At 71.9% G+C, this 26,879-nt stretch carries 27 protein-coding genes; 15 read left to right on the forward strand and 12 right to left on the reverse strand.

Going from position 1 to position 26,879, the window contains the following annotated elements:
• Nucleotides 1-480: 480 nt before the first annotated feature.
• Complete coding sequence (locus ACGFJ7_RS32490; protein ID WP_392645564.1) at nucleotides 481-1,119, forward strand: TetR family transcriptional regulator; 639 nt, start codon at nucleotides 481-483, stop codon at nucleotides 1,117-1,119.
• Nucleotides 1,120-1,675: 556 nt separating this feature from the next.
• Here the strand turns inward: ACGFJ7_RS32490 and ACGFJ7_RS32495 are convergent.
• Nucleotides 1,676-2,554 carry a trypsin-like peptidase domain-containing protein gene (locus ACGFJ7_RS32495; protein ID WP_360253406.1) on the reverse strand — a complete coding sequence of 293 codons (879 nt, stop codon included), beginning with the start codon at nucleotides 2,552-2,554 and terminating at the stop codon, nucleotides 1,676-1,678.
• A gap of 741 nt (nucleotides 2,555-3,295) precedes the next feature.
• On the opposite strand from ACGFJ7_RS32495, the gene ACGFJ7_RS32500 reads away from it, so the two are divergent.
• The 3 genes from ACGFJ7_RS32500 to ACGFJ7_RS32510 all read left to right on the forward strand — a co-directional run bounded on the left by ACGFJ7_RS32500 (nucleotide 3,296) and on the right by ACGFJ7_RS32510 (nucleotide 4,630).
• Entirely contained in the window at nucleotides 3,296-3,490 is a 195-nt protein-coding gene (locus tag ACGFJ7_RS32500; protein ID WP_360253408.1) for a DUF732 domain-containing protein, read from the forward strand.
• Between the two features lie 135 nt (nucleotides 3,491-3,625).
• Nucleotides 3,626-3,910: a peptidoglycan-binding protein gene (locus ACGFJ7_RS32505; RefSeq protein ID WP_360253410.1), complete on the forward strand. Its 285-nt coding sequence runs from the start codon at nucleotides 3,626-3,628 to the stop codon at nucleotides 3,908-3,910.
• Between the two features lie 9 nt (nucleotides 3,911-3,919).
• Entirely contained in the window at nucleotides 3,920-4,630 is a 711-nt protein-coding gene (locus ACGFJ7_RS32510; RefSeq protein ID WP_360253412.1) for a TIGR03089 family protein, read from the forward strand.
• Nucleotides 4,631-4,633: 3 nt separating this feature from the next.
• On the opposite strand, the gene paaE is transcribed toward ACGFJ7_RS32510, so the two are convergent.
• The 9 genes from paaE to paaN are packed head-to-tail and all read right to left on the reverse strand — an operon-like array spanning nucleotide 4,634 to nucleotide 12,746.
• The gene (gene paaE / locus ACGFJ7_RS32515; RefSeq protein ID WP_360253414.1) at nucleotides 4,634-5,695 is read right to left on the reverse strand and encodes a 1,2-phenylacetyl-CoA epoxidase subunit PaaE; all 1,062 of its coding nucleotides are present in this window, start codon (nucleotides 5,693-5,695) and stop codon (nucleotides 4,634-4,636) included.
• Between the two features lie 13 nt (nucleotides 5,696-5,708).
• The gene (paaD, locus tag ACGFJ7_RS32520) at nucleotides 5,709-6,200 is read right to left on the reverse strand and encodes a 1,2-phenylacetyl-CoA epoxidase subunit PaaD (protein WP_392645714.1); all 492 of its coding nucleotides are present in this window, start codon (nucleotides 6,198-6,200) and stop codon (nucleotides 5,709-5,711) included.
• Nucleotides 6,194-7,069, reverse strand: coding sequence for a 1,2-phenylacetyl-CoA epoxidase subunit PaaC (paaC, locus tag ACGFJ7_RS32525; RefSeq protein WP_360253418.1), 876 nt, complete (start codon nucleotides 7,067-7,069; stop codon nucleotides 6,194-6,196). The genes paaD and paaC overlap by 7 nt, the downstream gene beginning before the upstream one ends.
• Before the next feature lie 7 nt (nucleotides 7,070-7,076).
• Entirely contained in the window at nucleotides 7,077-7,370 is a 294-nt protein-coding gene (paaB, locus tag ACGFJ7_RS32530; protein WP_360253420.1) for a 1,2-phenylacetyl-CoA epoxidase subunit PaaB, read from the reverse strand.
• Nucleotides 7,367-8,293, reverse strand: coding sequence for a 1,2-phenylacetyl-CoA epoxidase subunit PaaA (paaA, locus tag ACGFJ7_RS32535; RefSeq protein WP_392645567.1), 927 nt, complete (start codon nucleotides 8,291-8,293; stop codon nucleotides 7,367-7,369). Before paaA ends, paaB begins: the two co-directional genes overlap by 4 nt.
• Nucleotides 8,290-9,153, reverse strand: a complete 864-nt coding sequence (locus tag ACGFJ7_RS32540; RefSeq protein ID WP_360253424.1) for a 3-hydroxyacyl-CoA dehydrogenase family protein — start codon at nucleotides 9,151-9,153, stop codon at nucleotides 8,290-8,292. The genes paaA and ACGFJ7_RS32540 overlap by 4 nt, the downstream gene beginning before the upstream one ends.
• Entirely contained in the window at nucleotides 9,150-9,878 is a 729-nt protein-coding gene (locus ACGFJ7_RS32545; protein WP_392645569.1) for an enoyl-CoA hydratase/isomerase family protein, read from the reverse strand. Before ACGFJ7_RS32545 ends, ACGFJ7_RS32540 begins: the two co-directional genes overlap by 4 nt.
• Complete coding sequence (locus tag ACGFJ7_RS32550; RefSeq protein WP_392645571.1) at nucleotides 9,875-11,047, reverse strand: thiolase family protein; 1,173 nt, start codon at nucleotides 11,045-11,047, stop codon at nucleotides 9,875-9,877. Before ACGFJ7_RS32550 ends, ACGFJ7_RS32545 begins: the two co-directional genes overlap by 4 nt.
• Complete coding sequence (paaN, locus tag ACGFJ7_RS32555; RefSeq protein ID WP_392645573.1) at nucleotides 11,040-12,746, reverse strand: phenylacetic acid degradation protein PaaN; 1,707 nt, start codon at nucleotides 12,744-12,746, stop codon at nucleotides 11,040-11,042. The genes ACGFJ7_RS32550 and paaN overlap by 8 nt, the downstream gene beginning before the upstream one ends.
• Before the next feature lie 84 nt (nucleotides 12,747-12,830).
• On the opposite strand from paaN, the gene ACGFJ7_RS32560 reads away from it, so the two are divergent.
• Nucleotides 12,831-13,448 carry a TetR/AcrR family transcriptional regulator gene (locus tag ACGFJ7_RS32560; RefSeq protein WP_360253432.1) on the forward strand — a complete coding sequence of 206 codons (618 nt, stop codon included), beginning with the start codon at nucleotides 12,831-12,833 and terminating at the stop codon, nucleotides 13,446-13,448.
• A 27-nt stretch (nucleotides 13,449-13,475) separates the two neighbouring features.
• Nucleotides 13,476-14,690, forward strand: a complete 1,215-nt coding sequence (locus ACGFJ7_RS32565; RefSeq protein ID WP_392645575.1) for a glycoside hydrolase family 3 N-terminal domain-containing protein — start codon at nucleotides 13,476-13,478, stop codon at nucleotides 14,688-14,690.
• Here ACGFJ7_RS32565 and ACGFJ7_RS32570 read toward each other — a convergent pair.
• Nucleotides 14,677-15,675: a LacI family DNA-binding transcriptional regulator gene (locus ACGFJ7_RS32570; RefSeq protein WP_360253436.1), complete on the reverse strand. Its 999-nt coding sequence runs from the start codon at nucleotides 15,673-15,675 to the stop codon at nucleotides 14,677-14,679. The genes ACGFJ7_RS32565 and ACGFJ7_RS32570 overlap by 14 nt on opposite strands.
• A gap of 81 nt (nucleotides 15,676-15,756) precedes the next feature.
• On the opposite strand from ACGFJ7_RS32570, the gene ACGFJ7_RS32575 reads away from it, so the two are divergent.
• Together ACGFJ7_RS32575 and ACGFJ7_RS32580 are read left to right on the forward strand one after the other, a co-directional pair.
• A complete protein-coding gene (locus ACGFJ7_RS32575) occupies nucleotides 15,757-16,926 on the forward strand; it encodes a Gfo/Idh/MocA family protein (RefSeq protein WP_392645576.1) in 1,170 nt (389 codons plus the stop codon).
• Nucleotides 16,927-16,936: 10 nt separating this feature from the next.
• Complete coding sequence (locus ACGFJ7_RS32580) at nucleotides 16,937-17,938, forward strand: sugar phosphate isomerase/epimerase (protein WP_360253440.1); 1,002 nt, start codon at nucleotides 16,937-16,939, stop codon at nucleotides 17,936-17,938.
• Nucleotides 17,939-17,944: 6 nt separating this feature from the next.
• Here the strand turns inward: ACGFJ7_RS32580 and ACGFJ7_RS32585 are convergent, their stop codons facing one another.
• Nucleotides 17,945-18,700 carry a GntR family transcriptional regulator gene (locus tag ACGFJ7_RS32585; protein ID WP_360253442.1) on the reverse strand — a complete coding sequence of 252 codons (756 nt, stop codon included), beginning with the start codon at nucleotides 18,698-18,700 and terminating at the stop codon, nucleotides 17,945-17,947.
• A 235-nt stretch (nucleotides 18,701-18,935) separates the two neighbouring features.
• On the opposite strand from ACGFJ7_RS32585, the gene iolC reads away from it, so the two are divergent.
• From iolC to ACGFJ7_RS32620, 7 genes are read left to right on the forward strand one after another with little or no spacing between them, the layout of a single operon-like run.
• A complete protein-coding gene (gene iolC / locus ACGFJ7_RS32590) occupies nucleotides 18,936-19,862 on the forward strand; it encodes a 5-dehydro-2-deoxygluconokinase (protein WP_392645579.1) in 927 nt (308 codons plus the stop codon).
• Nucleotides 19,855-20,712 carry an aldolase gene (locus tag ACGFJ7_RS32595; RefSeq protein ID WP_360253446.1) on the forward strand — a complete coding sequence of 286 codons (858 nt, stop codon included), beginning with the start codon at nucleotides 19,855-19,857 and terminating at the stop codon, nucleotides 20,710-20,712. Before iolC ends, ACGFJ7_RS32595 begins: the two co-directional genes overlap by 8 nt.
• Nucleotides 20,709-21,599 carry a 5-deoxy-glucuronate isomerase gene (iolB, locus tag ACGFJ7_RS32600; RefSeq protein ID WP_392645581.1) on the forward strand — a complete coding sequence of 297 codons (891 nt, stop codon included), beginning with the start codon at nucleotides 20,709-20,711 and terminating at the stop codon, nucleotides 21,597-21,599. The genes ACGFJ7_RS32595 and iolB overlap by 4 nt, the downstream gene beginning before the upstream one ends.
• The gene (iolD, locus tag ACGFJ7_RS32605) at nucleotides 21,596-23,449 is read left to right on the forward strand and encodes a 3D-(3,5/4)-trihydroxycyclohexane-1,2-dione acylhydrolase (decyclizing) (protein WP_392645583.1); all 1,854 of its coding nucleotides are present in this window, start codon (nucleotides 21,596-21,598) and stop codon (nucleotides 23,447-23,449) included. Before iolB ends, iolD begins: the two co-directional genes overlap by 4 nt.
• 9 nt (nucleotides 23,450-23,458) lie before the next feature.
• Nucleotides 23,459-24,955: a CoA-acylating methylmalonate-semialdehyde dehydrogenase gene (locus ACGFJ7_RS32610; protein WP_392645585.1), complete on the forward strand. Its 1,497-nt coding sequence runs from the start codon at nucleotides 23,459-23,461 to the stop codon at nucleotides 24,953-24,955.
• Nucleotides 24,956-24,960: 5 nt separating this feature from the next.
• A complete protein-coding gene (locus tag ACGFJ7_RS32615; protein ID WP_360253454.1) occupies nucleotides 24,961-25,884 on the forward strand; it encodes a TIM barrel protein in 924 nt (307 codons plus the stop codon).
• Nucleotides 25,881-26,873 carry a sugar ABC transporter substrate-binding protein gene (locus ACGFJ7_RS32620; protein ID WP_360253456.1) on the forward strand — a complete coding sequence of 331 codons (993 nt, stop codon included), beginning with the start codon at nucleotides 25,881-25,883 and terminating at the stop codon, nucleotides 26,871-26,873. Before ACGFJ7_RS32615 ends, ACGFJ7_RS32620 begins: the two co-directional genes overlap by 4 nt.
• Nucleotides 26,874-26,879 lie beyond the last annotated feature (6 nt).

Consider the following 26,879-nt stretch of genomic DNA (forward strand, 5'->3'; position numbering starts at 1 on the left):
CCGGGGCTGTGCGGTTGGGCTGCGCGGCCGGGGCTGTGCGGTTGGGCTGCGCGGCCGGGGCTGTGCGGTTGGGCTGCGCGGCCGGGGCTGTGCGGTTGGGCTGCGCGGCCGGGGCTGTGCGGCCGGGGCTGCTCGGTTGGGCGCTGCGCGGTTCGGCCGCGCGGCCGGGCGCTGCCCGGTCGGACGCTGCCCAGTCGGACGCTGCCCGGTCGGAGCTGCCTGGTCGGACGCTGCCCGGTCGGACGCTGCGCGGTCGAGCGCTGCGCGGTTGGGTTTGGGGTCAGCGCAACCACCCATCACGCGCGAGACCGGCGTTACGGCCCGGTGTTGCAGGCGGGTCGCTGGCGTGGGGTTCGGGGCTGGAGACGACTCGTACCTCTGAAGGAAGCGTGACCGGACCGCCTGGACCGAGCCGCTCGGGGGTGAAGGTTGCGGGGCGCGCATGTTTGCCGGGCGCGCAAGCGTGGCTATCGTTGGGGTGTGGGTCTGCGGGAACGCAAGAAACTGGCTACGCGGACCGCGCTGAGCTGGGCCGCTATTCGCCTGATTGTGGAGCGCGGGTATGACGGTGTGCTCGTGGAGGACATCGCCACCGAGGCGGGGGTGTCGCCGCGGACGTTCAACAACTACTTCTCCAGCAAGGCCGAGGCTGTGGCCTCCCGTCATCTCGACCGGTGCCTTCAGGTGGTCGAGGCTCTGCGGGAGCGGCCCGCCGGTGAGCCGCTGTGGGAGGGGATCAACCAGGCGGTGATGGCGCAGTTCAAGCAGACCGTCGAGCAGTTCAAACAGACGGCGGAGATGGCGGACCGGCCGCCGCGGGACGCTGAGGCCTGGGCGGCCGGGCTGCGTCTGATGACCGCCGTGCCGGCCATCCAAGCCGAGACTTTGCGGGCCTCGGCCGTCGCCGAGACCGCGCTGGCCGCCGCGGTCGCCGCGCGGACCGGGACCGATCCTGAGGCCGACCTGTACCCGAAGCTGGTCGCCGCCGCCGTCATGGCCGTCAACACCGTGACCTTCAAACACTTCGTGGCCGTCGGCGGGCGGCTGCCCGACATGAAAGCGATGCTCATCGGCGCCCTGCGTCAGCTCGCGGCCGGCCTGCCTGAGCCGCCGCGCTGATCCGGTCATCCGCGCCCTGCCACCACCTCCACCGCGCCCACCTAGTCGCCGCCGCGGCGGCCACGACCGCCAAGCCGGCCGCCACCGTCACCGCCAATCCGGCCGCACTGTCATCGCCGAACCGACCGCCTCGACCAGGGCCACGGCCACCGCTCACAGGATCTCGCCGCCGCGGCCTCGGAAACCCTCCGAGCCGCTCGTGGGAACGCTCGCCTCGCGACCCCTCGGGCGGCGCCGACACCGTGCCCGGTTTCCGCGGCCGTGCTCCACGAGGCGTCGCGCACCAGCCCGGCGATCTGCTGGCACAGCGCGAGGCCCTGCGCAGCCTCGTCCCCGGGCCGCACCTGCCGGCGGCGGTGGCCCGCAACGAGGTGCCACCAGGGGTACACGACGGCCATCACCCTGATGGAGATCCAGGAGCCGAACGGCGTGCTTTCCGATACGACACGGAGACGCGCGCCTCGGGTTCCCAACCTGGGCAGTGGCGGCTGCTGCAAGGGCTACCCCACGGCCGCCATGGCCTCGGCAACTGCTGCTGAACGGCGGCGGGATGTGGTCAGCTGATCTGGCTTTCGAGCTGCTTGACGACGCTGGTGACGGTGCCGGCCGGGATGGCGAACCCGACGCCGATGCTGCCGGTGGACGAGTCGCCGGCGGTGGCGATGGCGACGTTGATGCCGACGACGTGGCCGGACAAGTCGACGAGCGCGCCGCCCGAGTTGCCCTCGTTGATCGCGGCGTCGGTCTGGAGAAGCCCGGTCAGCTGCTCGGTGCCGGTGTTGATGCTGCGGTCGGTCGCGGAGACGATGCCGGAGGTCACGGTGTTCTCCAGGCCGAGCGGCGCCCCGAAGGCCAGGACGGTGTCACCCACGGCGACGCTGTCGTCGGTGCCGAACGTGGCCGGGGTGAGCCCGGTGAGCCCGGTCGCCTGCACCAGAGCCAGGTCGTGCGCGGTGTCGGTGGCCACGACGCGGGCCGGCACTGTGGTGCCGTTGGACAGCCGGACGCTCACCGTGCCCTCGGACGAGATCACGTGGTTGTTGGTCAGGACCAGACCGGTCGAGCTGAGTACGACTCCCGAGCCGAGCGACGACTCCCGGGTGCCGTCGACCATGACGGTGACGATGCTGGGCTGCACCTGCTTGACGATCGCCGCGAGGTCCTGGTCTTCGGTGACCGTGGTGCTGCTGGCGGTCGTGGCGGTGGCGGCGGCCGTCGAGTCGCGGTCGATGAGGTAGCGCTCGGCGACCACCCCACCGGCCGTGCCGGCCCCGGCGACGAGCGCGATCAGCGCGGCCCCACCGGCGATCCGGCGCGGCCAGCGGCTCCCACCGCCGGGCGGCGGCGCCACCGGCGGCACGAACGGCGGCGGCGGGGGTGTCACGTCGTCGTCCCGGCTGTAGTAGTCGGTGGGCCGGTTCATCAGATCGGTCATGGCGGCGCCTCGCTTCGTTGGCTGATGCACCTACCGTGACTCCGCTAGTTGTCGGCCACCGGTGAGCCGTCTGTGGGTTCGCTGTACGCGCGGGGGTCACCCGTCCGGGTCCGGTTACCGCCCGTCGGTGGGCGCGGCGGCCGGTGTACGAGTCCGGGCCGCCTACGGTCGTCGGGTGCTTTTTGTTCCAGTTGCGCCCGTCTCGTCCCCCGAAGAGGGAGCCGTGGAAGCCTCGCGCCGGCTTACGGCCTCGTCCCCGTTCGGCCCGACAAAAGCCGAACGCAAGCCCTTCGGCCCGACGATCACTTCGGGCCCCGAAATGCCGGTCTGGCCGCCGATGAGTCCCGCCATCGCCCACCCCAAGCCCCGATGAGCCGCCACCTCCACGCGCCGAGCGACAGCAACCCGGCCCGCCCAAGGAGCAGCGTTCTCCGGAGCGGCGCTCGGGTGGACGGCGGCCCGGCGGGCGGGACCTCGGCCGCCGGGCGGCGGAGCCGGAGCGGCGTGGCTGCTGCGGCTCTCGTCGCTGCGCTTGCTGGGTGTTCCTCGGCGGGGACCTCTCCTCAGGCGACGCCCGTCACGGACATTCCTTCGGCGGCGGTTGGCACCGGCGTACCGGGAACGGAAACCGCCGAACCGCAGGCCGCGGCACCCAGCCTGCGGCCCACGCGGGCCGCGCCCAGCGAGACTCGCAAGAGCAGCCCGGCCCCTCGCGGGGATCTGCGGGCGTTTGTGGCCGCCGTGCAGCGTGAGCTCCCCGAGGTCGCGCTTGATCGGCGTGACGAGGAGGTGGCCGCGTTCGGGGAGCAGGCCTGCCGGGGGCTCGCCGCCGGGAAGCGGGCGCCGGCTGTTGTTCGGGAGTTCCAGCGGCAGGGGGTGCCGGGGGCGCAGGCGAAGCTGCTGTTCGCGCTGGCCAGCAACACTGCGTGCCCGTAGGGGCATCTCGCGGTGGCAGACGCGTATCGGCCGAAAGTCGCAGTCGGGTTCAGGTTTGATCGACGCGGGTCCGATGTCGGACACAGGTGTCCGCCCGATGCTGGAGTCATCCCCACTTCAGCAGGAGGTAACGAGATGTCCGCACGAGGAATGCTCAGCCTGGTCGGTACCGCCGTCGGTGGGCTGGTGGGCTGGACCGCGACCCCGCCGCCGCTGGAGCCCGCCTGCCTGCGCGACCTGTTGACCGAAATTGGTCTGACCCGGGCCGACGTCGGCGATGCCGAACTCGTCGAGGCGGTGCGTGTCTTTCAGGCCCGCACCGGCCTTGACCCGGATGGGGTAGCCGGTCCACGAACGGTGCACCTTCTGGCGAGGTACGCCGCTGAGGCGCGCGAGCTGCGTTTGGACCTGGCCGCCTAGGCTCGGTGCATGACCGGGCACGATCAGCTGATCACGTACTACGACGACGCCACCGGCGAACGCACCGCGCTCACCGCGACCGAGCTCGGCACCTGGGCCGCCGCGACCGCGGCGCTGCTCACCGACGAGTGCGGGCATGGCCCCCGCAGCACCGCCGCCGTGCTGCTGCCGCCGCACTGGCAGACCGCCGCGGTGCTGCTCGGCGCCTGGTCGGCCGGGATAGCGGTCTCCTACCGTGACTGGGCCACCGCCGGCCTCTCCCCCGCCGGCGCCCCGCTGGACGTCACCTTTGTGCACCGCCGCCGTGTGGACAGCTGGCTCGACGACGTTCCGATCGGAACCGACCAGTTCGTCCTTTCGCTGACCCCGTCCGGTACCCCCTCCCCCGAGGCGCCGAGGGGCTACCGCGACTACCCCACCGCCGTCCACCCGCATCTGGGCGCCGCCCCGCCCACGATCACCCCGGCGGAGGACGCGCCCGCCACCACCGACGGAACCACCTACGGCGCCTACGCGGCGGTGGCCGCCGACCTGGCCGCGCAGCGTGGCATCGGCCCGGGTGACCGGGTCCTGATCAACGCGGCCACCCAGGAGCAGCCTTTGATCTGGCTCCTGACTCCGATGGTCGCCGGGGCGTCCATCGTTCTCTGCGCCAACCTCGATCCCGCCGCGCTGCCGGCTCGCCGGGAATCCGAGCGGATCACCCACTCCTTTCTCTGAGGATCAGTCGTCGAAGGTGACGGTGACCTTGGGCGAGGTGGGGACGGACTGGCAGGTGAGGACGAAGCCGGCGTCGAGCTCGGCCGGTTCCAGGGCGAAGTTGCGGCGCATCTTGACGTCGCCCTCGACGACCCGGGCCCGGCACGTGCCGCAGACGCCGCCCTTGCAGGCGAACGGCAGGTCGGGCCGTGACCGCTGCGCGCCCTCGAGGACGGTGTCGCCCGCCGCCACGGTCACGGTGGTCGACCGGCCGTCGAGCAGCACCGTCACGTCGCAGCTGCCGGCTGCGGCGGTCGCGGCGTCCTCGCGCACCGGCTCCGGGGGCGCCTCGTCCACCCAGAACAGTTCGCGATGGATCCGCTCCGGCGGCACTCCGGCCTCGCCGAGAACCTGGATCGCGTCGGTCACCATGCCGAACGGGCCGCACAGCCACCAGTGGTCGACCGCCGGCACGTCGAGCAGCATCGGCAGCAGCTGGCGCAGCTTGTCCGCGTCGAGGCGCCCGCTGAGCAGGTCGGCCTCGCGGGCCTCCCGGGACAGCAGATGGACGAGCTCGAGCCGCGACGGATGGCGGTCCTTCAGGTCGGCGAGCTCTTCGGCGAACATCACGGTGTCGGCCCGCCGGTTGCCGTACAGCACGGCGACCTGGGCTTCCGGATGGCGCAGCAGCGACGTGGCGATCGACAGCACCGGCGTGATCCCCGAGCCGGCCGCGATCATGACGTGCCGGCCGCCGGCCTCCACGTCGGGCGTGAAGGTGCCGGACGGCGGCGCCACCTCGACCGCGTCGCCCACCCGCACCTGCCGCACCAGCCACCCGGAGACCAGGCCGCCGGGCACCTCGCGCACGCCGATCCGGGGCTTGTCCCCGGCCGGGGCGCAGATCGAGTAGGACCGGCGCTCGTCGCGCTCGTCACCCGGCCGCCGCACGGTCAGCGACTGCCCGGGCCGGAACCGGTAGGTCCCCGCCAGCTTCGCCGGCACGTCGAAGGTCACCGCGACGGCGTCGTCGCAGAGCCGCTCGACCTGCGCGACCCGCAGCGGGTAGAACTCCCGAACCACCATCAGTCTCCCCCGCTCAGATCGCTTTGACGTGCTCGAACGGTTCGCGGCAGGCCGGGCACCGCCGCAGCTCGCGGCACGCGGTGGCGCTGAACGCCGTGATCAGCTCGGTGCGCGGTTCCCCGCACCGGGGGCAGGCGACCCCGTCGTCGCGGACGCCGAGCGTCAACGGCACGGGACCGGGCCGCCGCCGGGGCGCCGGGCCGGGCGGGACGATGCCGGCCTCGGCGAGCTTCGCCCGCCCGGACTCGGAGATCCAGTCAGTGGTCCAGGCCGGCGCCAGCACCGTGCGGACCTCGGCCCGCTCGAAGCCGCCGCCGCGCAGCGCCGCGATCAGGTCGGCCCGGATCGCCTCCATCGCCGGGCACCCCGAGTACGTGGGGGTGATCGTGACGACCACCCCGTCCGCGCTCTCCTCGACGTCGCGGATGATGCCCAGTTCGGCCAGGGTCAGCATGGGCAGCTCGGGGTCGGTGACGGTGGCGGCGATGTCGGCGGCGCTCACCAGACACCGCCCGGCGTGGCCCGCGCCAGCCCCTGCAGTTCGCCGAGGATCTCGGTCAGCTCGTCACCGTGCACGCCGGCGCGGCCCTCGGGGGAGCCCGCGGCCGGGATCGCCGCCGGCGCGAGGGTCGCCACGCGCAAAACCTCGGCGACGACCGCGTCGAACTCGGCCCGCAGGCCGGCCGGGTCGGCCGCCACGTCCAGTTCGGCCAGGCGCAGCTCGACCGGGTGGGCCACGAACAGCTCGCCGCACAGCGGCAGCACCACGTCGATCGCGGCCTGCATGCGGGCGTGGGACAGCTCGGTGCCGTCGCCGAGGCGGACCACCCAGCCCGCCGCGTACTCGCGGTGGTAGCTGATCTCCTTCACGCCCTTGGCGGCGATCGCGGCCAGCACCGGATCGCCGGTGCCGGCCAATCGGTCGAACAGCGCCAGCCGCCACGTCGAGAACACCAGGAGCCGGGCCACCAGCTCCGCGAAGTCGGCGTCGGCCCGCTCGGCCAGCCGCACGTTGCGGAAGTCGGCCGGGTCACGCAGGTAGGCCAGCCGGTCCTCGTCCCGCCCGGCGCCCTCGGCCTGGCCGGCACGGGTGAGCAGCAGCCGGGCCTGGCCCAGCAGGTCGAGTCCGATGTTGGCGACGGCCAGCTCGTCCTCGATCTCGGGGGCCCGGGTGATCCACTGTTGCAGCCGGTGGGACAGGACGAGCGCGTCGTCGCCGAGCATCAGGCAGTAGGCGGCCAGATCGCCGCGGTCGACCCCGTCGGGAAAGTCGGAGGGCACGCCGGCGAGCGGGTCGGCGAAGCCCGTCCCGTACGCCCAGCGGGCGTCGTCGTCGTGATCGGTGAGGGCCTGGTAGGCGTCGTCGAAGGACATGGCAGCCTCAGATGTGCGGCACGGAGTCGGGGATGGAGTAGTACGTCGGGTGGCGGTACGCCTTGTCGCCGCTGGGCGCGAAGAACGCGTCCTTGTCGTCGGGGCCGGACGCCACTACGTCCTCGGAGCGCACCACCCAGATGCTGACGCCCTCGTTGCGCCGCGTGTAGAGGTCACGCGCGTGGTGCAGCGCCATCGTGTGGTCGGCCGCCCGCAGGGAACCGACGTGCACATGATTGAGGCCCCGCTTGGCCCGGACGAACACCTCGAACAGCGGCCACTCGTGCCGGATCTCGCTCATACCCGCACCTCCGTCCGCTTGGCCGCGTGTGCCGCGGCCGCTTCCCGCACCCAGGCGCCGTCCTCGTCGGCCTGCCGCCGGCGCGCGATCCGCTCGGCGTTCATCGGCCCGTCACCGGAGATCACCCGCTTGAGCTCCGACCAGTCGATCTCGCCGAAGTCGTAGTGCTCCCGCTCGGCATTCCAGCGCAGGTCGGGGTCGGGCAGCGTGACGCCCAGCGCCTCGGCCTGCGGCACGGTCATGTCGACGAACCGCTGCCGCAGCTCGTCGTTCGTGTGCCGCTTGATCTTCCAGGCCATCGACTGCGCGGTGTTCGGCGAGTCGGCGTCGGGTGGGCCGAACATCATCAGCGACGGCCACCACCACCTGTCGACGGCGTCGCGCACCATCTCCCGCTGGGTCTCGGTGCCGCGCATCATCGTCATCAGCAACTCGTAGCCCTGCCGCTGGTGGAAGGACTCCTCCTTGCAGATCCGGATCATCGCCCGCGCGTACGGCCCGTACGAGCTACGGCACAGCGGCACCTGGTTGCAGATGGCCGCGCCGTCGACGAGCCAGCCGATCACGCCGACGTCGGCGAACGTGAGCGTCGGATAGTTGAAGATCGACGAGTACTTCTGCCGGCCCTCGATCAGCCGCCGGGTGAGGTCGCCGCGGTCGGCGCCGAGGGTCTCGGCCGCGGAGTAGAGGTACAGGCCGTGCCCGGCCTCGTCCTGCACCTTGGCCAGCAGGATCGCCTTGCGGCGCAGCGACGGCGCGCGGGTGATCCAGGCGCCCTCGGGCTGCATGCCGATGATCTCGGAGTGGGCGTGCTGAGCGATCTGCCGGATCATCGTCTTGCGGTAGCCCTCGGGCATCCAGTCGCGGGGCTCGACCCGCTGATCCCTGTCGATGATCTCGGTGAAAGCCTGTTCCTCGGTCATGACACCTCCCAGGTGAAGAAGCCCTGCCCGCTCTTGCGGCCGAGCTCGCCGGCGGCGACCTTGTCGCGCAGCAGCCGCGGCGGCGCGAACCGCTCGCCCAGTTCCCGGTGCAGGTGTTCGGCGATGGCCAGGCGCACGTCGAGGCCGACCAGGTCGGTGGAGCGCAGCGGGCCCATCGGGTGGCGGTAGCCCAGCTCCATGGCGCGGTCGATGGACGCCGCGTCGGCGACGCCCTCCTCGAGCATCCGGATCGCCTCGAGCCCGAGCAGCACGCCGAGCCGGCTGGTGGCGAAGCCGGGCGAGTCGCGGACCACGACCTCGGCCTTGCCGAGCCCGGCCACCCAGGACCGGGTCGCGTCGCGCGCGGCGTCGCTGGTCGCCGGGCCCACCACGACCTCGACCAGCTTGCTGGCCGGCACGGGGTTGAAGAAATGCATGCCGAGGAACCGCTCGGGGCGGTCCAGCCCCTCGGCCAGCCCGGCGATCGACAGCGAGCTGGTGTTGCTGGCCAGCACGGCGTGTTCGCCGACGGCGTCCTCGACCGCGGCCAGCACGCGCACCTTCAGGGCGGCGTCCTCGGGGACGGCCTCGACGACGAGCTCGGCGTCGGCGTGGAGGCCGGCCACGTCGTCGAGCAGCACCACCCGGCTCAGAACGGCGTCGACCGACTCGGTCAGCAGGCCTTTCTCCGATGCCCGGAGCAGGCTCACGGCGACCCGGTCCCGGGCGGCCGCGGCCGCCACCGGGTCGCGCTCGACCAGGCCGACCGCCGCCCCGGCGACGGCGAAGACCTGGGCTATGCCGGCCCCCATGCGGCCGCCACCGACGACGCCGACGATTTTCGGGACGGAGCCGGTCATGAGCGGCCTCCCGCCAGAAACGCGTCCATGCGCTGGGCCTTCTCGTCCGACTCGAAGAGGATCGCCTGGGCCAGGTCGTCGGTGAGCGGATGCCCGCCGCCGTCGGCCACGAGCTTGGTCAGCCGCAGCGCGAGCTGCCCGGACCGGGCCATCCGGTCGAGCACCGAGTGCGCCCGCTTGAGCAGGTCACCGGCCGGCACCACCTCGGCCACCAGGCCGAACCGCAGGGCGTCGTCGGCGTCGAGCCGGCGCCCGGCGAGCAGGACCTGCTTGGCCACGGAGGCGCCGGCCAGCTCGCGCAGCCGCCAGCAGGCGCCGGCCGCGGCCAGGATGCCGAGCCCCGGCTCCGGGTTGCCGAACACCGCGGACGGCGAGGCCAGCCGGATGTCGCACGCGTACGCCAGCTCGGCGCCGCCGCCCAGGGCGTACCCGTCGACGGCGGCGACGGTCGGCAGCGGCAGCCGGGCGATCCGGTCGAAGAGCCGGCTGTTGATGCCCTGCAGCGCCTGCTCCCGGCCGCGCCGCCGCAGCTCGCCGATGTCGGCCCCGGCCGCGAACGTTCCGCCGCCGCCGGTCAGCAGCAGCAGCCGCGGCCGCTCCTCGAGCGACGCGCAGACCTCGTGCAACTCGCCGATCATGGCGGCGTTGATGGCGTTGCGGGCCTCGGGCCGGCGCAGCGTCACGACGACCCGGTCGTCCAGCTCTTCCACGACGAGGGTGCTCACGGGCGCTCCAGGAGCATCGCGACACCCTGGCCGACGCCGACGCAGAGGGTCGCCAGACCGCGGCGGGCGTTCTCCCGCTCCATCCGGCCCAGCAGGGTCACGGTGAGGCGGGCGCCCGAGCAGCCGAGCGGGTGGCCCAGCGCGATGGCGCCGCCGTCGGCGTTCACCCGCTCGTCGTCGAGCTTGAGCCGCCGGATGACCGCGAGGGCCTGGACGGCGAACGCCTCGTTCAGCTCGACGGCGTCGAGGTCGCCGACGCCCCAGCCGGCCCGGGCCAGCGCCTTCTCCGTGGCCGGCACGGGGCCGAGACCCATCAGGTGGGGCGCGACGCCGGCGCTGGCCGAGGTGACGATCCGGGCGCGGGGCGTCAGACCGTACCGCTCGACGGCTTCGCCGCTGGCCACGACGAGGGCCGCGGCGCCGTCGCTGAGCGGGGACGACGACGCGGCGGTGACGACACCGTCGCCGCGGAAGACGGGCCGGAGCTTGCCGAGCTTTTCCAGTGTGGAGCCGCGGCGCGGGATCTCGTCGGCCCACACGTCGCCGACCGGGACGATCTCGCCGTCGAACCGGCCCGCGTCGATCGCGGCGATCGCCCGCTCGTGGCTGCGCAGCGCGAAGGCGTCGCTCTCGGCGCGGGTGATCCCGTCGAGGGCGGCGACCTCCTCGGCCGTCTCACCCATGCTGAGGGTCACGCGGTCCCGCTGGGCGAACACCGGGTTGGTGAAACGCCAGCCCAGGGAGGTGTCGAAGACCTGGCCGGGACGCGCCCACGGGGTACCCGGTTTCTCCATCACCCAGGGCGCGCGGGTCATCGACTCGACGCCGCCAGCGACGATCAGGTCGGCCTCGCCGGCCCGGATCGTGTTCGCCGCCGAGACGACGGCGGTCAGGCCGCTCGCGCAGAGCCGGTTGACCGTGTAGCCCGGCACGGTGTCGGGCAGACCGGCCAGCAGCGCCGCCATGCGAGCGACGTTGCGGTTGTCCTCACCGGCCTGGTTGGCCGCGCCGAGCACCACCTCGTCGACCGCCTCGGCGGGCACCCCGGCCCGGCCGGCCGCCTCGCGGACGACCAGACCGGCGAGGTCGTCGGGGCGGACACCGGCGAGCGCCCCACCGTACTTGCCCTGCGGGGTGCGCACACCGCCGACGAGATAGGCCTCAGGCATCGGTGCCCGCCGTGGCCTTTTCCGCTGCCGGCAGGTGGTGGCGGGACTGGACGGTGAAGAAGCGGCCGCTGACGAAGTAGTCGTCGGACAGCGAGGCGGTGGCGGCCGGGTTGGCGCCGCTGCCGTGCAGATCGCTGAACGCGGCCGTCTGGTTGACGAAGACGCCGCCGGTGAGGTTTTCGGCCAGGTGCACGCCCGCGTCGAGCGCCGCCTCACGGGCCGCGGCGAGCACGTCGGGCGAGGTCGAGTGGACCATCGCCGTGAGTGCGCCGTGCGCGCGCACGGTCTCGGTGAAGATCTGCAGGCTGTGCGCCGTGGACTCGGTGGCGATCACGAACGAGACCGGGCCGAACCACTCGCGCGTGTACGTCTTGTCGTCAGCCGCGTCGAGCCGCACGACCACCGGGGTCCGGATGGTGGCGCCGGGGTGGTGCTCGTCGGCCACCTCGGCCGACGGGTGGACCACGGTGGCGGCGCCGCCGGCCTCGGTGAGCCGGGTCAGCACACCGTCGTTCACGATCGCGCCGAGCGTGCCGGCCGCCCGGGCCGGATCGCCCAGGAGCTTGTCGAGCGCGGCCGACAGGTCGGCGCCGAACTCCTCGACGCTGCGCCGGCCGGCGTCGGTCATCACGCCGCCCTGCGGGACCAGGATGTTCTGCGGGGTGGTGCACATCTGGCCGCTGTAGAGCGAGAGCGAGAAGGCGAGGTTGCGCAGCAGGCCCTTGTAGTCGTCGGTGGAGTCGACGATGACCGTGTTGAGGCCCGATTTCTCGGTGTAGACGACCGCCTGGCGCGCGTTCGCCTCGAGCCAGTTGCCGAACTCGCTGGAACCGGTGAAGTCGACGATCCGCACGTCGGGGTGGGTGGCCAGGGTGGCCGCGATGCCGTCGCCGGGCTCCTCGACGGCGAGGGTGACCAGGTCGGGGCTCAGCCCGGCCTCGGACAGCACCTCGCGGCAGATCTGCACGGTGATGGCGAGCGGGAGGACGGCGCCCGGGTGCGGTTTCACGATCACCGGGTTGCCGGTGACCAGGCTGGCGAACAGGCCGGGATAGCTGTTCCAGGTGGGGAACGTGGTGCAGCCGATGACCAGGCCGACACCGCGGCCGACGGGCGTACTGGTCTTGACGAGCCGCAGCGGGTCGCCGCCGCGCTGGGGCTTGGCCCACTCGGAGGTGACCGGGATGCGGGTGCTCGCGGCGAGCGCGACGGCCACCGCCTCGAGGGCGCGGTCCTGCGCGTGCGGGCCGCCGGCCTGGAACGCCATGACGAAGGCCTGGCCGGTGGTGTGCTGCACCGCGTGGGCCATCTCGAAGCTGCGCGCGTTGATCCGCTTGATGATCTCGACGGCGACGCCGGCGCGGCCCTGGGGGCCGACGGCGCGCCAGGCCGGGGTGGCGGCGCGGGCGGCGGCGATCACCGCGAGCGGGTCGGCCTTGGGATAGCTGACGCCGAGCTGGACGCCGTAGGGTGAGCGCTCGGTGGAGACAGTGCCGTCGGCGCCGGGCACCTCGATCGGGAACGGCTTGCCGAGCAGGGCGCGGAACGCGCGCTCGCCGTCGGGAGCGGCCTGCTCGCCGTACACGGATTTGCTGGGAGACTCGGGGAATGCGGACCAGTAGTCGCGCGCGGAGGCGGCGCGGATCGCTTGATCCAGCAGGTCGGAATGCGTCTCGTACAACTCGGTGGGGGTTGTCATCGTCGCTCCATTGCGTTCGGCTGTGCTCATATTTACCGACCGAACGGCCGGTAATCAACCCCCGGGAGACAGGATGGCACTGAGATGACCCGGCCCGCGGCCCCGCGACGGCGCGGACGTCCCGGTCATGACCAGGATGCCGTGCTCGCCGCGGCGGTGCGGCTGTTCAACGAGCGCGGCTACGACGCCACCAGCATGTTCGACATCGCCGAGTCGCTGGGCATCACGAAATCCAGCGTCTACCACCACATCAGCGGCAAGGAGCAGCTGCTCCAGATGGCGATGGACCGGGCGCTGGACGGGTTGTTCGAGGCGGCCGACGAGGTGCGTGCGCTCGACCTGCCCGCGCCCGAGCGGCTGGAGCGCCTGGTCCGGCGCAGCGTGCTGGTGCTGGCCGAGCGCTTCGAATACGTGACGGTGCTGCTGCGGGTGCGCGGCAACACCGAGGCCGAGCAGCACGCGCTGGCCCGCCGGCGCGACTTCGACACGATCGTCACCGACCTGGTCAAACAGGCTCAGGCCGAGGGCGGGGTACGGCCGGACATCGACCCGGCGACCGTCGCCCGCCTGATCCTGGGCATGGTCAACTCGCTGACCGAGTGGTACCGGCCGCGCTCCGGTGGCGCCGAGGCGATCGCCGGCGCACTGACCACCATCGCCTTCGAGGGACTGCGTACCGGGGAAGGGCTGCGTACGGAATGACGCGCCCGCGCGATAGCGTGAGCGCCGATGAAACACAGCTGGCACAGCCGGGCCGCCACCACGGCCGCGGCGCTCTTGATCCTGACCGCCTGCGGAACGGAGAAACCGGCAGCAGCCCCGGCGAGCACGAGCGCAGCGCCGCCGACAACGACGACGACGCCGACGCCGACGCCGACGCCGACGCCGACAACGACGCCCACGGAGCAGCCCAAGGACTGCGTCACAAGGACGCTGGACAGTCTCGATCTGGCCGGGCGCGCGGGCCAGCTGCTCATGGTCGGCCTGCCGGTCGACACGCCGACCGGCTACGCCGGCGCCGTACGGCAATATCGTCTCGGCGGGATCTTCCTGCGCGGGCGCAGCACGCACGCCGCCGCCGAGTTGCGCGGCGACATCGCGAACGTCCAATCGAAGGCGACGCTGCCGCTGCTGGTCGCCCTCGATCAGGAGGGCGGCAGCGTACAGACGCTCAAGGGCCCGGACTTCCCCATCCTGCCCTCCGCCGAACGCCTCGGCGCCGGCCCGGTCGCCACGCTGCGCGCCACGACGCAGGACAGCGCCCGCCGGCTCGCGGCGATCGGCGTCAACCTCAACCTGGCCCCGGTCGCCGACACCGTGCCCGCCGACGTCGGCAAGGCGAATCCGCCCATCGGCGCCTTCCGGCGGCAGTACGGCTCGGATCCGGCCAAGGTCGCCGCGGCCGTCACGACCGTGGTGCCCGCGTCGCAGGACGCCGGCGTCTTCACCACCCTCAAGCACTTCCCCGGCCTCGGCCGGGTGCGGGCCAACACCGACACGTCGACTCAGGCCGTCGACGCCACCGCCACGGTGAACGATCCGTACCTCCAGCCCTTCGCCGCCGGCATCGGCGCGGGGTCGGCCGCCGTGATGATCTCGTCGGCGTCCTATCCCAAGCTCGACAAGGACTCCATCGCGGCCTACTCCAAGCCGATCGTCACCGGCCTGCTCCGCGAGAGGCTCGGCTTCCAGGGCCTCGTCATCTCCGATGACCTCGGCGCGGCGGTGGCGGCCAGCACGCTTCCGCCGGGACAGCGAGCCGTACGCTTCGTGGCCGCCGGCGGCGACATGGTGCTGACGATCGTCCCGTCGGACGCCAAGCCGATGTCGGCCGCCCTCATCGACCGGGCCGAAAAAGACCAGGATTTCCGGGTACGGGTGGACGACGCGGCCCGCCACGTGCTGCGGACCAAGGAGCGCGCCGGCCTGCTCACGTGCGGCTGACCGGCGGCGCCGTGGTTCCCCGCACGACCAGGCGCGGGGCCAGGACGAGCTCGGAGCATCGCGTACGGCCGCCGTCGAGCCGGGAGACGGCGGCCCGCACGGCGCCGCGAGCCTGGGCCGGCGCGTCCTGGTTGACCGAGGTCAGATCGATGTGGGCGAGCCGGGCCAGCGAACTGTCGTCGTAGCCGACCACGGAGATCTCGCTCGGCACGTCGACCCCCGCGCGGAGCAGGGCGTCCATGACGCCCACGGCCAGGCGGTCGTTGGAGGCGAAGACGGCGGTCGGCCGGTCGGCCGAGGCGACGAGTGCCTTCCCCGCCCGTACGCCACCTTCTTCGGTGTGGTCTCCCGGCAGCACCCGCGCCGGAAGCTTGGCCCGGCGCATGGCCCGGCGATAGCCGCGGCGCCGGGCCTCGGCGACGACACCGGACCCGCCGTCGACGAACGCGATGCGCGAATGTCCGAGACCGATCAGATGGTTGAGGGCCGCGTCGGCGCCGGCGTCGTCGGCCGGGCGGACCACGTCGACCGGGGCGTCGGGGGCCATGCGGCCGACGACGACGCACGGCACCTGGGCGGCCAGCCGGTCCAGGGAGTCGGTGGACAGGTCGGTGCCGAGCAGGATCAACGCCTCGCAGCGGAAGTCCAGCAGGGTCTCGATCGCGCTGTCCTCGTCGCGGGTGCGCGTCAGCGTGGACAGCACCATCTCGTAGCCGGCGCTGTCGGCCTCGACGTGCAGTTCCTCGACCAGCTCGGCGTGGAACGGGTTGCGCACGTCGAGCATGACGCCGAGCAGGTGGCGCCGGCGGCGGGCCAGGAGGCTGGCCGTGCGGTCGGCGCGGTAGCCCAGCTCGGCCGCGGCGGCGAGCACCCGCTCGCGCGTCTCGGCGCTCGGGCCGGGCGCGCCACGCAGCACAAGAGACACCGAAGCGGGCGAGACCCCGACCCGGGCCGCCACGTCCGCCAGACGCGGTCGCTGATCCACTTCCCGGCCCCCTTGACATCGATCGAGATCAACATGGATGGTACAGGAATTCTTAAAGCGCTTTAAAGCGAGGTCTTCCTGATGACACACCCGCCCCTCGGCGTGGCGGTGATCGGGGCCGGCATGGTCGGCCGCGCGCACGCCAACGCCTATCGCAACGCCGCCACCGTCTTCGGCACCGGCCTGCCCGCGCCCCGGCTGGTCGCCATCGCCGACCTGCACGAGCCGTTCGCGGCCGACGCCGCCCGGCGCTACGGCTACGAGCGGGCCGAGACCGACTGGCGCGCCGTCGTCGAGGCCCCCGACGTCGACGCGGTCAGCGTCGCCGTGGCCAACAGCCTGCATCGCGAGGTCGTCGAGGCGGCCCTGGCCGCCGGCAAGCACGTCCTCTGTGAGAAACCGCTAGCCCCCACCGTCCGCGACGGCGAGGCGATGGTCGCGGCCGCCGCGGCGGCGCCGGGCCGGGTCGGCGCGGTCGGCTTCACGTTCCGCCGCTCCCCCGCGCTCAACGCCATCAAGAGAGAGGTCGAGGGCCGGCTCGGGCCCGTACGCCACTTCGTCGGCAACTACTGGTGCGACTACGGCTTCGACCCGGCCCGGCCGATGAGCTGGCGCTACCAGGGCGGCCCCGGCTCCGGCGTGCTGGCCGACATCGGCAGCCACCTGACCGACCTGGCCGAGTTCTTCTGCGGCCCGACCGCCGGGGTGCGGGGCACGACGATGGCCACCCTGGTCACCCAGCGGCCCCGGCCGCTCGGCGTCGCGGTCGGCCACGCCGGCGGCGTCGAGGTGAGCGACGAGCTCGTCGACGTGGAGAACGAGGACGTCTGCACCTTCACCACGTCCTACGCGAGCGGCGCGGTCGGCACCTTCTCGCTGTCGCGGGTGGCGTACGGTCACGCCAACTCGCTGCGGGTCGACCTGTTCTGCCAGAACGGCTCCGCCTCGTTCGAGATGACCAGGCCGGCCGAGTTCACCGTCGTCGACGGCAGTGCCGAAACCTCGATCAACGGCGCCCGTACGGTCTTCGTCGGCCCCTGGCATCCGTACGCGGCCCGGGGCCTGCCCATGGACTTCCCCACCGTCGGTCACGGGCAGAACGACTTCTTCGTCTACCAGGCCCGCGCCTTCCTCGACCAGATCACCGGCGCCGAGGGCCTGCCGCCCTGCCCCGACCTGGCCCACGGCCTGCACAACCTGCGCGTCCTCGAGGCGGTCGTCTCGGCCGCCGACAAACCCGTCCAGCTCTGAGGAGTCCCCCATGCGACTCGGCGCCTACACCGCCTGCCTGCACGACCGTTCCCTCGACGAGACCCTGAAGATCCTCGGCGAGCTGGGCCTGACCAGCGCCGAGATCAACACCGGCGGGTTCATCGCCGCGCCCCACATCCCCATCGGCGATCTGCTGGCCAGCGCCGGCGCCCGGGAGGACTACCTGGGCCGCTACCGGCAGGCGGGCATCACGCTGACCGGCCTGAACGTCAACGGCAACCCGCTCAACCCCGACCCGGCGGTCGGCCCGAAGCACGCGGCCGACCTGCACCGCACCATCGAACTCGCCGCCGAACTGGGCGTCAAACGGGTGGTGACCATGTCGGGCCTGCCCGGCGGCGAGCCCGGCGCCACGGTGGCCAACTGGGTGGTCAACCCGTGGGACAGCCAATATCTCGACGTCCTCGACCGTCAGTGGCGGGAGGTGGCGATCCCGTTCTGGCGCGACATCCAGGCCCGGGCGGCCGACGCCGACGTGAAGGTCTGCATCGAGATGCACCCGCACAACCTGGTCTTCAACCCGCCCACCCTGATCCGCCTGGTCGAGCAGACCGGCGCGACCCACGTCGGCGCCGAGATGGACCCGAGCCACCTGTTCTGGCAGGGCATCGACCCGGTCGCCGCCGTCCGCCATCTCGGTGATCTGGTCTTCCACGCCGCCGCCAAGGACACGCGCATCAACGGCGACAACGTGAAGCTGTACGGCGTCCTCGACGACCGGTTCACCCGTACGCCGGCCGAGAACAACCCGCTCAACCTGGGCGGCGCCAACACCTTGAACCAGTGGCCGCAAAGCCCGTCCTGGCAGTTCGTCGCCGTGGGCCGCGGCCACGGCGACGACTTCTGGGTGCCGTTCCTCCAAGCCCTGCACGCCGTGGACCCCGACATGGCCGTCAACATCGAACACGAGGACACCGAACTGGACCAGATCGAGGGCCTACGCCAAGCCGCCGAGAGCCTCCTGTCCGCCGCCCGCAAAGCCGGCGTCTGACCGCGATCAGCCGGCGGAGAGGTTGAGTTCGAAGCTGTAGCGGCTGGCCCGGTAGACGTGGCTGCCGTATTCGAGGGCGCGGCCGCCCGCGTCCCATGCCGTGCGGGTCATGGTCAGCAGGGAAGCTCCTCGCTTCTCCGAGAGGACCCGGGCCTCGGCCGCCGTGGCGGACCGGGCGCCGATCACCTGGGTGGCTATCCGGGGGGTGAGGCCGGCTCGGCGCAGCAGTTCGTACAGGCCGTGGGTGGCCAGGGCTTCGCGGGTCAGGCGGAGGACGTCGACCGGGATGGCGTTGTGCATCAGGGCCAGCGGTTCGCCGCCGGCGTAGCGCAGGCGCTCGATCCAGGTGACCTCGCTGCCGGGCGCCACCTCCAGCGCGGCGGCGATCGGGTCGGGGGCCGGCATGGTGCGCAGCTCGAGCACCTCGGTGCGGGGGGAACGGTCGCCGGCGACCAGGTCGTCGTACAGGCTGGAGAGCTCGACCGGGCGGCGGACCTTGGGGTGGACGACCTGCGTGCCGACGCCGCGCTTGCGCACCAGCATGCCGCGCTCGACCAGGTACTGGATGGCGCGCCGCGTCGTCGGGCGGGAGACGCCGAGGCGTTCGGCCAGGTCCACCTCGTTCTCGATGCGGGCGCCGACGCCGATGTCGCCCTTCTCGATCAGCTCCTGCAAACGGGTCGCCACCTGGAAATACAGCGGCACCGGGCTCGTGCGGTCCACCTCGACCGGTCGAAACGGCGGCGACAGGTCCGATGTCACTGCTCCCCCTCGGATCATCAGTTTGTCATGACAAAGTATTGACGTAGACCGCTCCAAGCTATTACATCGAAGGCAGCAAACCTAGCGTCGCCGAGCGGTTACCGACGGCGATCATCTCGATCAACGCGCCGGATTCAAGCACGGCACACGGCACGCCTCATCGTGCCCGAAATCTGATCATTCGCCGGAGATCGCACCCGGAGGCTCGCGCATGCCCGCGGACGAGGTACTGACGATGGGACGTATCGGCGTCGACCTGTATCCCGAACAGGCCGGCGTCTCGCTGCGTGAAGTGCGCACCTTCGCCAAGTTCCTCGGCGGCAGCGCGTCCAACGTGGCCGTCGCCGCCGCCCGCTACGGCCGCCGGGCCGCGGTCATCACGCGCACCGGCGACGATCCCTTCGGCGAGTTCCTGCACGACGCGCTGCGCGGCTTCGGGGTCGACGACCGGTTCGTCACCCCGGTGGCGGCGCTGCCGACGCCGGTGACGTTCTGCGAGATCTTCCCGCCCGACGACTTCCCGCTCTACTTCTACCGCTTCCCGAAGGCGCCCGACCTGGAGATCCATCCGTCCGAACTGGATCTCGAGGCGATCAGGAACGCCAGGATCTTCTGGATCACCGGAACCGGCCTGTCGCAGGAGCCCAGCCGCACCGCCACACTGACCGCCCTCAAACATCGCGAGAAGTCGGGCATCACGGTGTTCGACCTCGATTACCGGCCCATGTTCTGGTCCACACGCGAGCAGGCCCGGCGGTGGTACGCGGAGGCGCTGCCCTACGTGACGGTCGCCGTGGGCAACCTCGACGAGGCGGAGACCGCGGTCGGCGTGCGGAAACCGGCCGAGGCGGCCGCCGCGCTGCACGAGGCGGGCGTCGACCTCGCCGTGATCAAGCAGGGGCCGGCCGGGGTGGTGGCGTCACGCGGCGGCGAGCAAGTGGAGGTGCCGCCCGTGCCGGTCGAGGTGGTCAACGGGCTCGGCGCCGGTGACGCCTTCGGGGGCGCCCTCTGCCACGGACTCCTCGCCGGGTGGGAGCTCGAGGCGACGATGCGCTTCGCCAACGCCGCCGGAGCCATCGTCGCCTCGCGACTGTCCTGCGCCGACGCCATGCCCACCGAACACGAGGTGCGGGCCCTGATCGAAGGAGCACGGCATGCCTGACCTGGACGGCCTCCTCGACATCCGGACCCGGCGCCCGGCCGCCATCGCCGCCGCCGCGTCCTCGCGCCGCCGGCCGGCCGGGTTGTTCGGGCCGCACGGCAAGCTGATGATCATCGCGGCCGACCATCCGGCGCGAGGGGCGCTGCGGGCCGGCGACGACCCCCTGGCCATGGCCAACCGGGCCGACCTGCTCGACCGGCTTGGCACCGCGCTGAGCCGGCCCGGCGTCAACGGTGTCCTCGGCACCCCCGACATCCTCGAGGACCTTCTGCTGCTCGGCGCGCTCGACGACAAGGTCGTCATCGGCTCGATGAACCGCGGCGGCCTCGCCGGCACCAGCTTCGAGATCGACGACCGGTTCACCGCCTACGACGCGGGCGCCATCGCGGCCGCCGGCTACGAGGGCGGCAAGATGCTGCTGCGCATCGACCCCACCGATCCCGGCACGGTGGCCACTCTGCAAGCGTGCGGCACCGCGATCGGCGCGCTGGCCGCCCGGCGCAAGATGGCGATGGTCGAGCCGTTCATCTCGCACCGCGTCGACGGCCGCGTCCGCAACGAGCTGACCGCCGAGGCCATGATCCGGGCGGTGACCGTCGCGGCCGGGCTCGGGACCACCTCGGCCTACACGTGGCTCAAGGTACCGGTCGTCGACGACATGGAGCGGGTGATGGCCGCGACGACGCTGCCCGCGCTCATCCTCGGCGGTGAGGGCGAGGCCGCGTACACGGCCTGGCGGAAAGCTCTTGAACTGCCGACCGTGCAGGGGCTGGTGATCGGGCGGTCGCTGCTCTACCCGGCGAGCGGGTCCGTGGCCGACGCGGTCGACCGAGCGGTGGGACTGTTATGAGCGCGCGCGTCAATCCGCTGATGCGGCGGGGCAGCACCGCCGACAAGCCGTTCGACCTGGTCGTGACGCCGGAGAACGCGGGCTGGCGGTACAGCGGGCTGCGGGTGCTCGACCTGCCGGTGGGCTCGCGGGCCAAGTTCGTCACCGGGCCGGACGAGATGCTGGTCCTGCCGCTGTCCGGCGGCTGCGACGTGACATGTGACGACGAGCGGATGACGCTGACCGGGCGGCGCTCGGTCTTCTCCCGGGTCACCGACTTCGCGTACGTGCCGCGCGACTCCACGGTGACCGTGCGCGCCCCCAACGGCGGCCGGTTCGCGCTGCCGGCGGCGCGGGCGAGCAGGCGGCTGCCGTTCCGCTACGGCGCGGCTCAGGACGTGAAAGTCGAGATGCGCGGGGCCGGGCAGGCCAGCCGGCAGGTCAACAACTTCTGCACCCCGGAGGACTTCGAGGCCGACCGCTTGATCGCCTGCGAAGTGCTCACCCCGGGCGGCAACTGGTCGTCGTACCCGCCGCACAAGCACGACGAGGCCGGCGAGGGCGAGTCGAGCCTCGAGGAGATCTACTACTTCGAGGTCGCGGCGTCGCCGGCGGGCACGTCGGGGTGCGGCTTCCAGCGGGTGTACGGGCATCCCGACCGCCCGATCGACGTGTGCGCCGAGGTGCGCTCGGGCGACGTCGTGCTCATCCCGTACGGCTGGCACGGCCCGTCGATGGCCGCCCCCGGCTACGACCTCTACTACCTCAACGTGATGGCCGGTCCCGGCGCCCGCGAGTGGCTGGTGCGCGACGACCCGGCGCACGGCTGGGTGCGCTCCTCGTGGACCGGTGTCCCCGTCGACCCGCGGTTGCCCATGACCACCCACACCGAAAGGACGCGTCTGTGAGACTCACCGTAGGGCAGGCCGTGGTGCGGTTCCTGGCCAACCAGTGGACCGAGCGCGACGGCGCCGAGCAGCGCACGATCGCCGGCTGCCTGGGCATCTTCGGGCACGGCAACGTGGCCGGGATCGGCCAGGCCCTTCTTCAGGCGCAGCGCACCGGTGAGGCCGATCTTCCGTACCGGCTCGCTCGTAACGAGCAGGCGATGGTGCACACCGCGGCCGGCTACGCCCGGATGAAGAACCGGCTGTCCACGTTGGCCTGTACGGCGTCCATCGGGCCCGGCTCGACGAACATGCTGACCGGGGCCGCCCTGGCCACCGTCAACCGGCTGCCGGTCCTGCTGCTGCCCTCCGATGTCTTCGCCACCCGGGCCGCGTCACCGGTGCTGCAGGAACTGGAGGATCCGCGCGGCTACGACGTGTCGGTGAACGACGCCTTCCGGCCGCTGTCCCGTTTCTTCGACCGGATCTGGCGGCCCGAGCAGCTGCCGTCGGCCCTGCTGGCCGCGATGCGGGTTCTGACCGACCCGGCGGAGACCGGCGCGGTCACCCTCTGCCTTCCCCAGGACGTCCAGGCCGAGGCGTACGACTTCCCCGACGCGTTGTTCGCCAAGCGGGTCTGGCACGTGGCCCGGCCGCTGGCCGAGCCGGCGTTCGTGGCACGGGCGGCCGAGGTGATCCGCGAGGCCAGGCGTCCGCTGATCATCGCCGGTGGCGGCGCCGTCTACTCCGAGGCGTCGGCCGAGCTCGACCAGTTCGCCCGCGAGACCGGCATCCCGGTGGCCGACACGCAGGCCGGCAAGGGCGCGCTGAGCTGGGACCATCCCCAGTCGGTGGGCGGCGTCGGCTCGACCGGCACCCCGGTGGCGAACCGGCTGGCCCGCGAGGCCGACGTGATCATCGGTGTCGGCACGCGATACAGCGACTTCACGACCGCTTCCCGTACGGCCTTTCAGCATCCGTCCGTGAAGTTCGTGAACATCAACGTGGCGTCGTTCGACGCGCACAAGGAATCGGCGTACCCGGTGGTGGCCGACGCCCGGGCCGGCCTGTCGGAACTGCTGGCAGCCCTGGACGGGCGGCGGTTCCCGGACGACTTCCGCGCCGATGTCGCGCTGTGGCAGGAGACGGTCGGCAGGGCGTACCACCTCGGACATGGACCCCTGCCCGCCCAGAGCGAGGTCATCGGGGCCGTGAACGAGGTGTGCGGAACACGCGACGTCGTGGTGCAGGCGGCCGGAAGCATGCCCGGTGACCTGCAACTGCTGTGGCGGGCCGGCGACCCGAAGCAGTACCACGTCGAGTACGGCTACTCGTGCATGGGCTTCGAGATCGCCGGGGCGCTCGGCATCAAGCTGGCCGACCCGTCGCGCGAGGTCTACGCGCTGGTCGGTGACGGCTCGTACCTGATGATGGCGCAGGAGATCGTCACCGCCGTGGCCGAGGGCATCAAGCTGATCCTGGTCCTGGTGCAGAACCACGGCTTCGCCTCGATCGGCGCCCTCTCGGAGTCGCTCGGCTCGCAGCGGTTCGGCACGAGCTACCAGTTCCGCGGCGCCGGTCAGGACTACGACGGCGGCCGCCTGCCGGTCGATCTCGCGGTGAACGCGGAGAGCCTGGGCGCCGCCGTGATCCGCTGCCGCACCATCGCCGACCTGCGCGACGGGCTCAAGCGGGCCCGCGATTCCGACCGGCTGACCGTCGTGCACATCGAGACCGATCCGCTGTCCCCGGTGCCGTCCTCCGAGTCGTGGTGGGACGTGCCCGTGCCGGAGGTCTCGTCCCTGCGGAGCACCCGGGCGGCGCGGGAGACCTACGACGCCGCGAAACGTGACCAACGGCAATACCTCTAGGAGAACGCCATGGCAACCATCGAGCACTGGATCGACGGCGAGTTCACCGCCGGGTCCGGCGACCGGCGCGGCCGCGTCTACAACCCGGCCACCGGCCGTCAGCAGCACGAGGTGGTGCTGGCCTCCGAGGCCGACGTGGACGCCGCGGTCACGGCCGCCCGCATCGCGTTCCAGACCTGGAGCCAGGCCTCGCTGAGCAAACGCACGAAGATCATGTTCAACTTCCGTGAGCTGGTCAACGCGAACGTCAAGCAGATCGCGGAGATCGTCTCGGACGAGCACGGCAAGGTGCTCTCGGACGCGGCCGGCGAGGTGCAGCGCGGGCTCGAGGTGATCGAGTTCGCCTGCGGCATCCCCGAACTGCTCAAGGGCTCGTACTCCGACCAGGCCTCGACCGGCGTCGACGTGTTCAGCTTCCGGGAGCCGCTCGGCGTCTGCGCCGGGATCACGCCGTTCAACTTCCCGGCCATGGTGCCGATGTGGATGTACCCGGTGGCGATCGCCTGCGGCAACACGTTCGTGCTCAAACCGAGCGAGCGCGACCCGTCGGCCTCCAACTACATCGCGGGGCTGCTCAAGCAGGCCGGGCTGCCGGACGGCGTCTTCAACGTCGTGCACGGCGACAAGGTGGCGGTCGACGCGCTGCTGCACCACGCGGACGTGGCGGCGGTGTCGTTCGTCGGGTCCACCCCGATCGCCCGCTACATCCACGAGCAGGCCAACTCGCACGGCAAGCGGGTGCAGGCGCTCGGCGGGGCCAAGAACCACGCGATCATCCTGCCCGACGCCGACCTCGACTTCGCGGCCGGTCACCTGACGGCGGCGGCGTTCGGCTCGGCCGGCGAGCGGTGCATGGCGATCTCGGCCGCGGTGGCCGTCGGCGCGGCCGGCGACGCGCTGGTCGACCTGGTGACCCGCAAGGCGGGCGACGTGGTGGTCGGTTCCGGGCGCGATCCGAAGTCGGAGATGGGCCCGGTGGTGACGGCGGCGGCGAAGCAGCGGATCGAAGGGCTGATCGACAGCGGCGAACGCCAGGGCGCGAAGGTCACGGTGGACGGGCGCGGGCTTCGGGTTCCCGGGTACGAGGACGGGTTCTTCGTCGGGCCGACTGTGCTCGACCAGGTGGTGCCGTCGATGGACGTCTACACCGAGGAGATCTTCGGGCCGGTGCTGTCGGTGGTCCGCGCGGACACCGTCGACGCGGCCATCGACCTGATCAACAGCAATCCGTACGGCAACGGCACCGCGATCTTCACCAGCAGCGGCGAGGCGGCGCGGCGGTTCCAGCGCGGGGTCCGGGTCGGGATGATCGGCATCAACGTGCCCATCCCGGTGCCGATGGCCTATTACTCCTTCGGCGGGTGGAAGGCGTCCCTGTTCGGCGACAAGCACATCCACGGTCCCGAGGGCGTCTCGTTCTACACCCGCGGCAAGGTCGTCACCTCCCGCTGGCCGCACGTGTCCGCCACCTCCGACGCGTCCCTCCACTTCCCGACTGCGAGCTGATATCCATGGAAATCCGACACCTGCAACTCGGCAGCTGCCCCGACTCGTGGGGCGTGTGGTTCGCCGACGATCCTCAGCAGACGCCGTGGGACCGGTTCCTCGACGAGATGGTCGCGGCGGGATATCGGTGGCTGGAGCTCGGCCCGTACGGATACTTGCCCACCGATCCGTCGCAGTTGCGCGACGAGCTCGAGTCGCGCGGATTGTCGTGTGCCGGCGGAACGGTCGCGGGCGCCGGTGGGCCGCACAAGGACTTCGACTCCGTTCTCGAGGAGACCCGCAAGGTGGCCTCGTTGGCCTCGGCCGTCGGTGCGCAAAATGTCGTTTTCGTCCCAGTGCCTGGCTACCGGGACGACAAAACGGGCGCCTATCTCGAGCCCGCGACCCTCGGCGAGGACGCCTGGGCCGCTCTGATCAGGAACACCAACACCCTCGGGCGCGTGCTGCTCGAGGAGTACGGGGTGCACATGCGCTTCCACCCGCATGCGGACTACCAGGTGGAGACGCAGCAGCAGACCGAACGTTTCCTCGACGAGACCGATCCCCGCTTCGTCTCGCTGTGCCTGGACACCGGGCATCTCGCGTACCGCCGGGCCGACGTCCCCGGCCTGATCCGGAAATATCCCGAACGGGTGGGCTACGTCCACATCAAACAGATGGACCCCGCCATCGCCCGGCGGGCCGTGGCCGAAGACCTCGCCTTCGGCCAGGCCGTCGCCATGGGCGCGAGCGTCGAACCCCCGGCCGGCGAGCCGGACGTCCCCTCCGTGCTCGACGCGCTCGGCGAGCTCGACGCCGAGATCTTCGTGGTCGTCGAGCAGGACATGTACCCGGTCGACTTCGACGTCCCGCTGCCGATCGCCCAGCGGACCCGCGCCTACCTGAACAGCCGTGGCCTCACATCCCGTCCCTCAGGAGAGAAGATATGACCGCTCGGACCCGTACCTTCCGGATCGCCGCCCTCGGCGCGGCCGTGGTCCTCGCCGCCACCGCGTGCAGCGGCGGCGGACGCGAGAAGACCGACGAGACGGATACCAGCGGCGGCAACGCCGCCGGGAGCTCCGGTTACACGATCGCCTTCATCACGCACGAGACGCCGGGCGACACGTTCTGGGACAAGGTCAAGAACGGCGCCAACCAGGCGGCCAAGGACACCGGGATCACGCTGAAATACTCCAACGACCCCGAGGCGCCCAAGCAGGCCGTCCTGATCCAGAACGCGGTCGACTCCAAGGTCAACGGCATCGCCACCACCCTGGTCACGCCGGACGCCCTGGCCGGCGCGGTCAAGGCGGCCACCGACGCCAAGATCCCGGTGGTCGGCTTCAACTCCGGCATCAACGACTACCAGCGGCTCGGCGCCCTGATGTACTTCGGCTCGGACGAGACCCTGGCCGGCACCGAGGCCGGCAAGAGGCTGGCCGAGCAGGGCACCAAGCACCCGCTCTGCGTCATCCAGCAGACCGGCTCGGTCGCCCTCGAGGCGCGCTGCGCGGGTGTGAAGAGCTCCGTCCCCGGCACCGAGAACATCCAGGTCAACGGGGCCGATGACGCGGCCGTGACCTCGACCCTGCAGGCCAAGCTGGCCCAGGACAAGTCGATCGACGCCATCGTCACGCTCGGCGCCCCGCAGGCGCTCGACGCCATCAAGGCCCGCCAGCAGTCCGGCAGCCAGGCCAAGCTGGTCACCTTCGACCTCAACGAGCAGGCCGCGACCGAGATCAAGAGCGGCAACATCCTCTTCTCGATCGACCAGCAGCCGTACGTGCAGGGCTACATGGCCGTCACCTCGCTCTATCTGAACCTCAAGAACGGCAACGACATCGGCGGCGGCAAGGCCGTGCTGACCGGTCCGTCCTTCGTGGACTCGGCGAACATCGACAAGATCCTGCCGTTCACCAAGAACAACACGCGGTAGAGGAGG

The sequence above is a fragment of the Actinoplanes sp. NPDC048988 genome (genome assembly GCF_043197815.1).
Classification (GTDB): domain Bacteria; phylum Actinomycetota; class Actinomycetes; order Mycobacteriales; family Micromonosporaceae; genus Actinoplanes.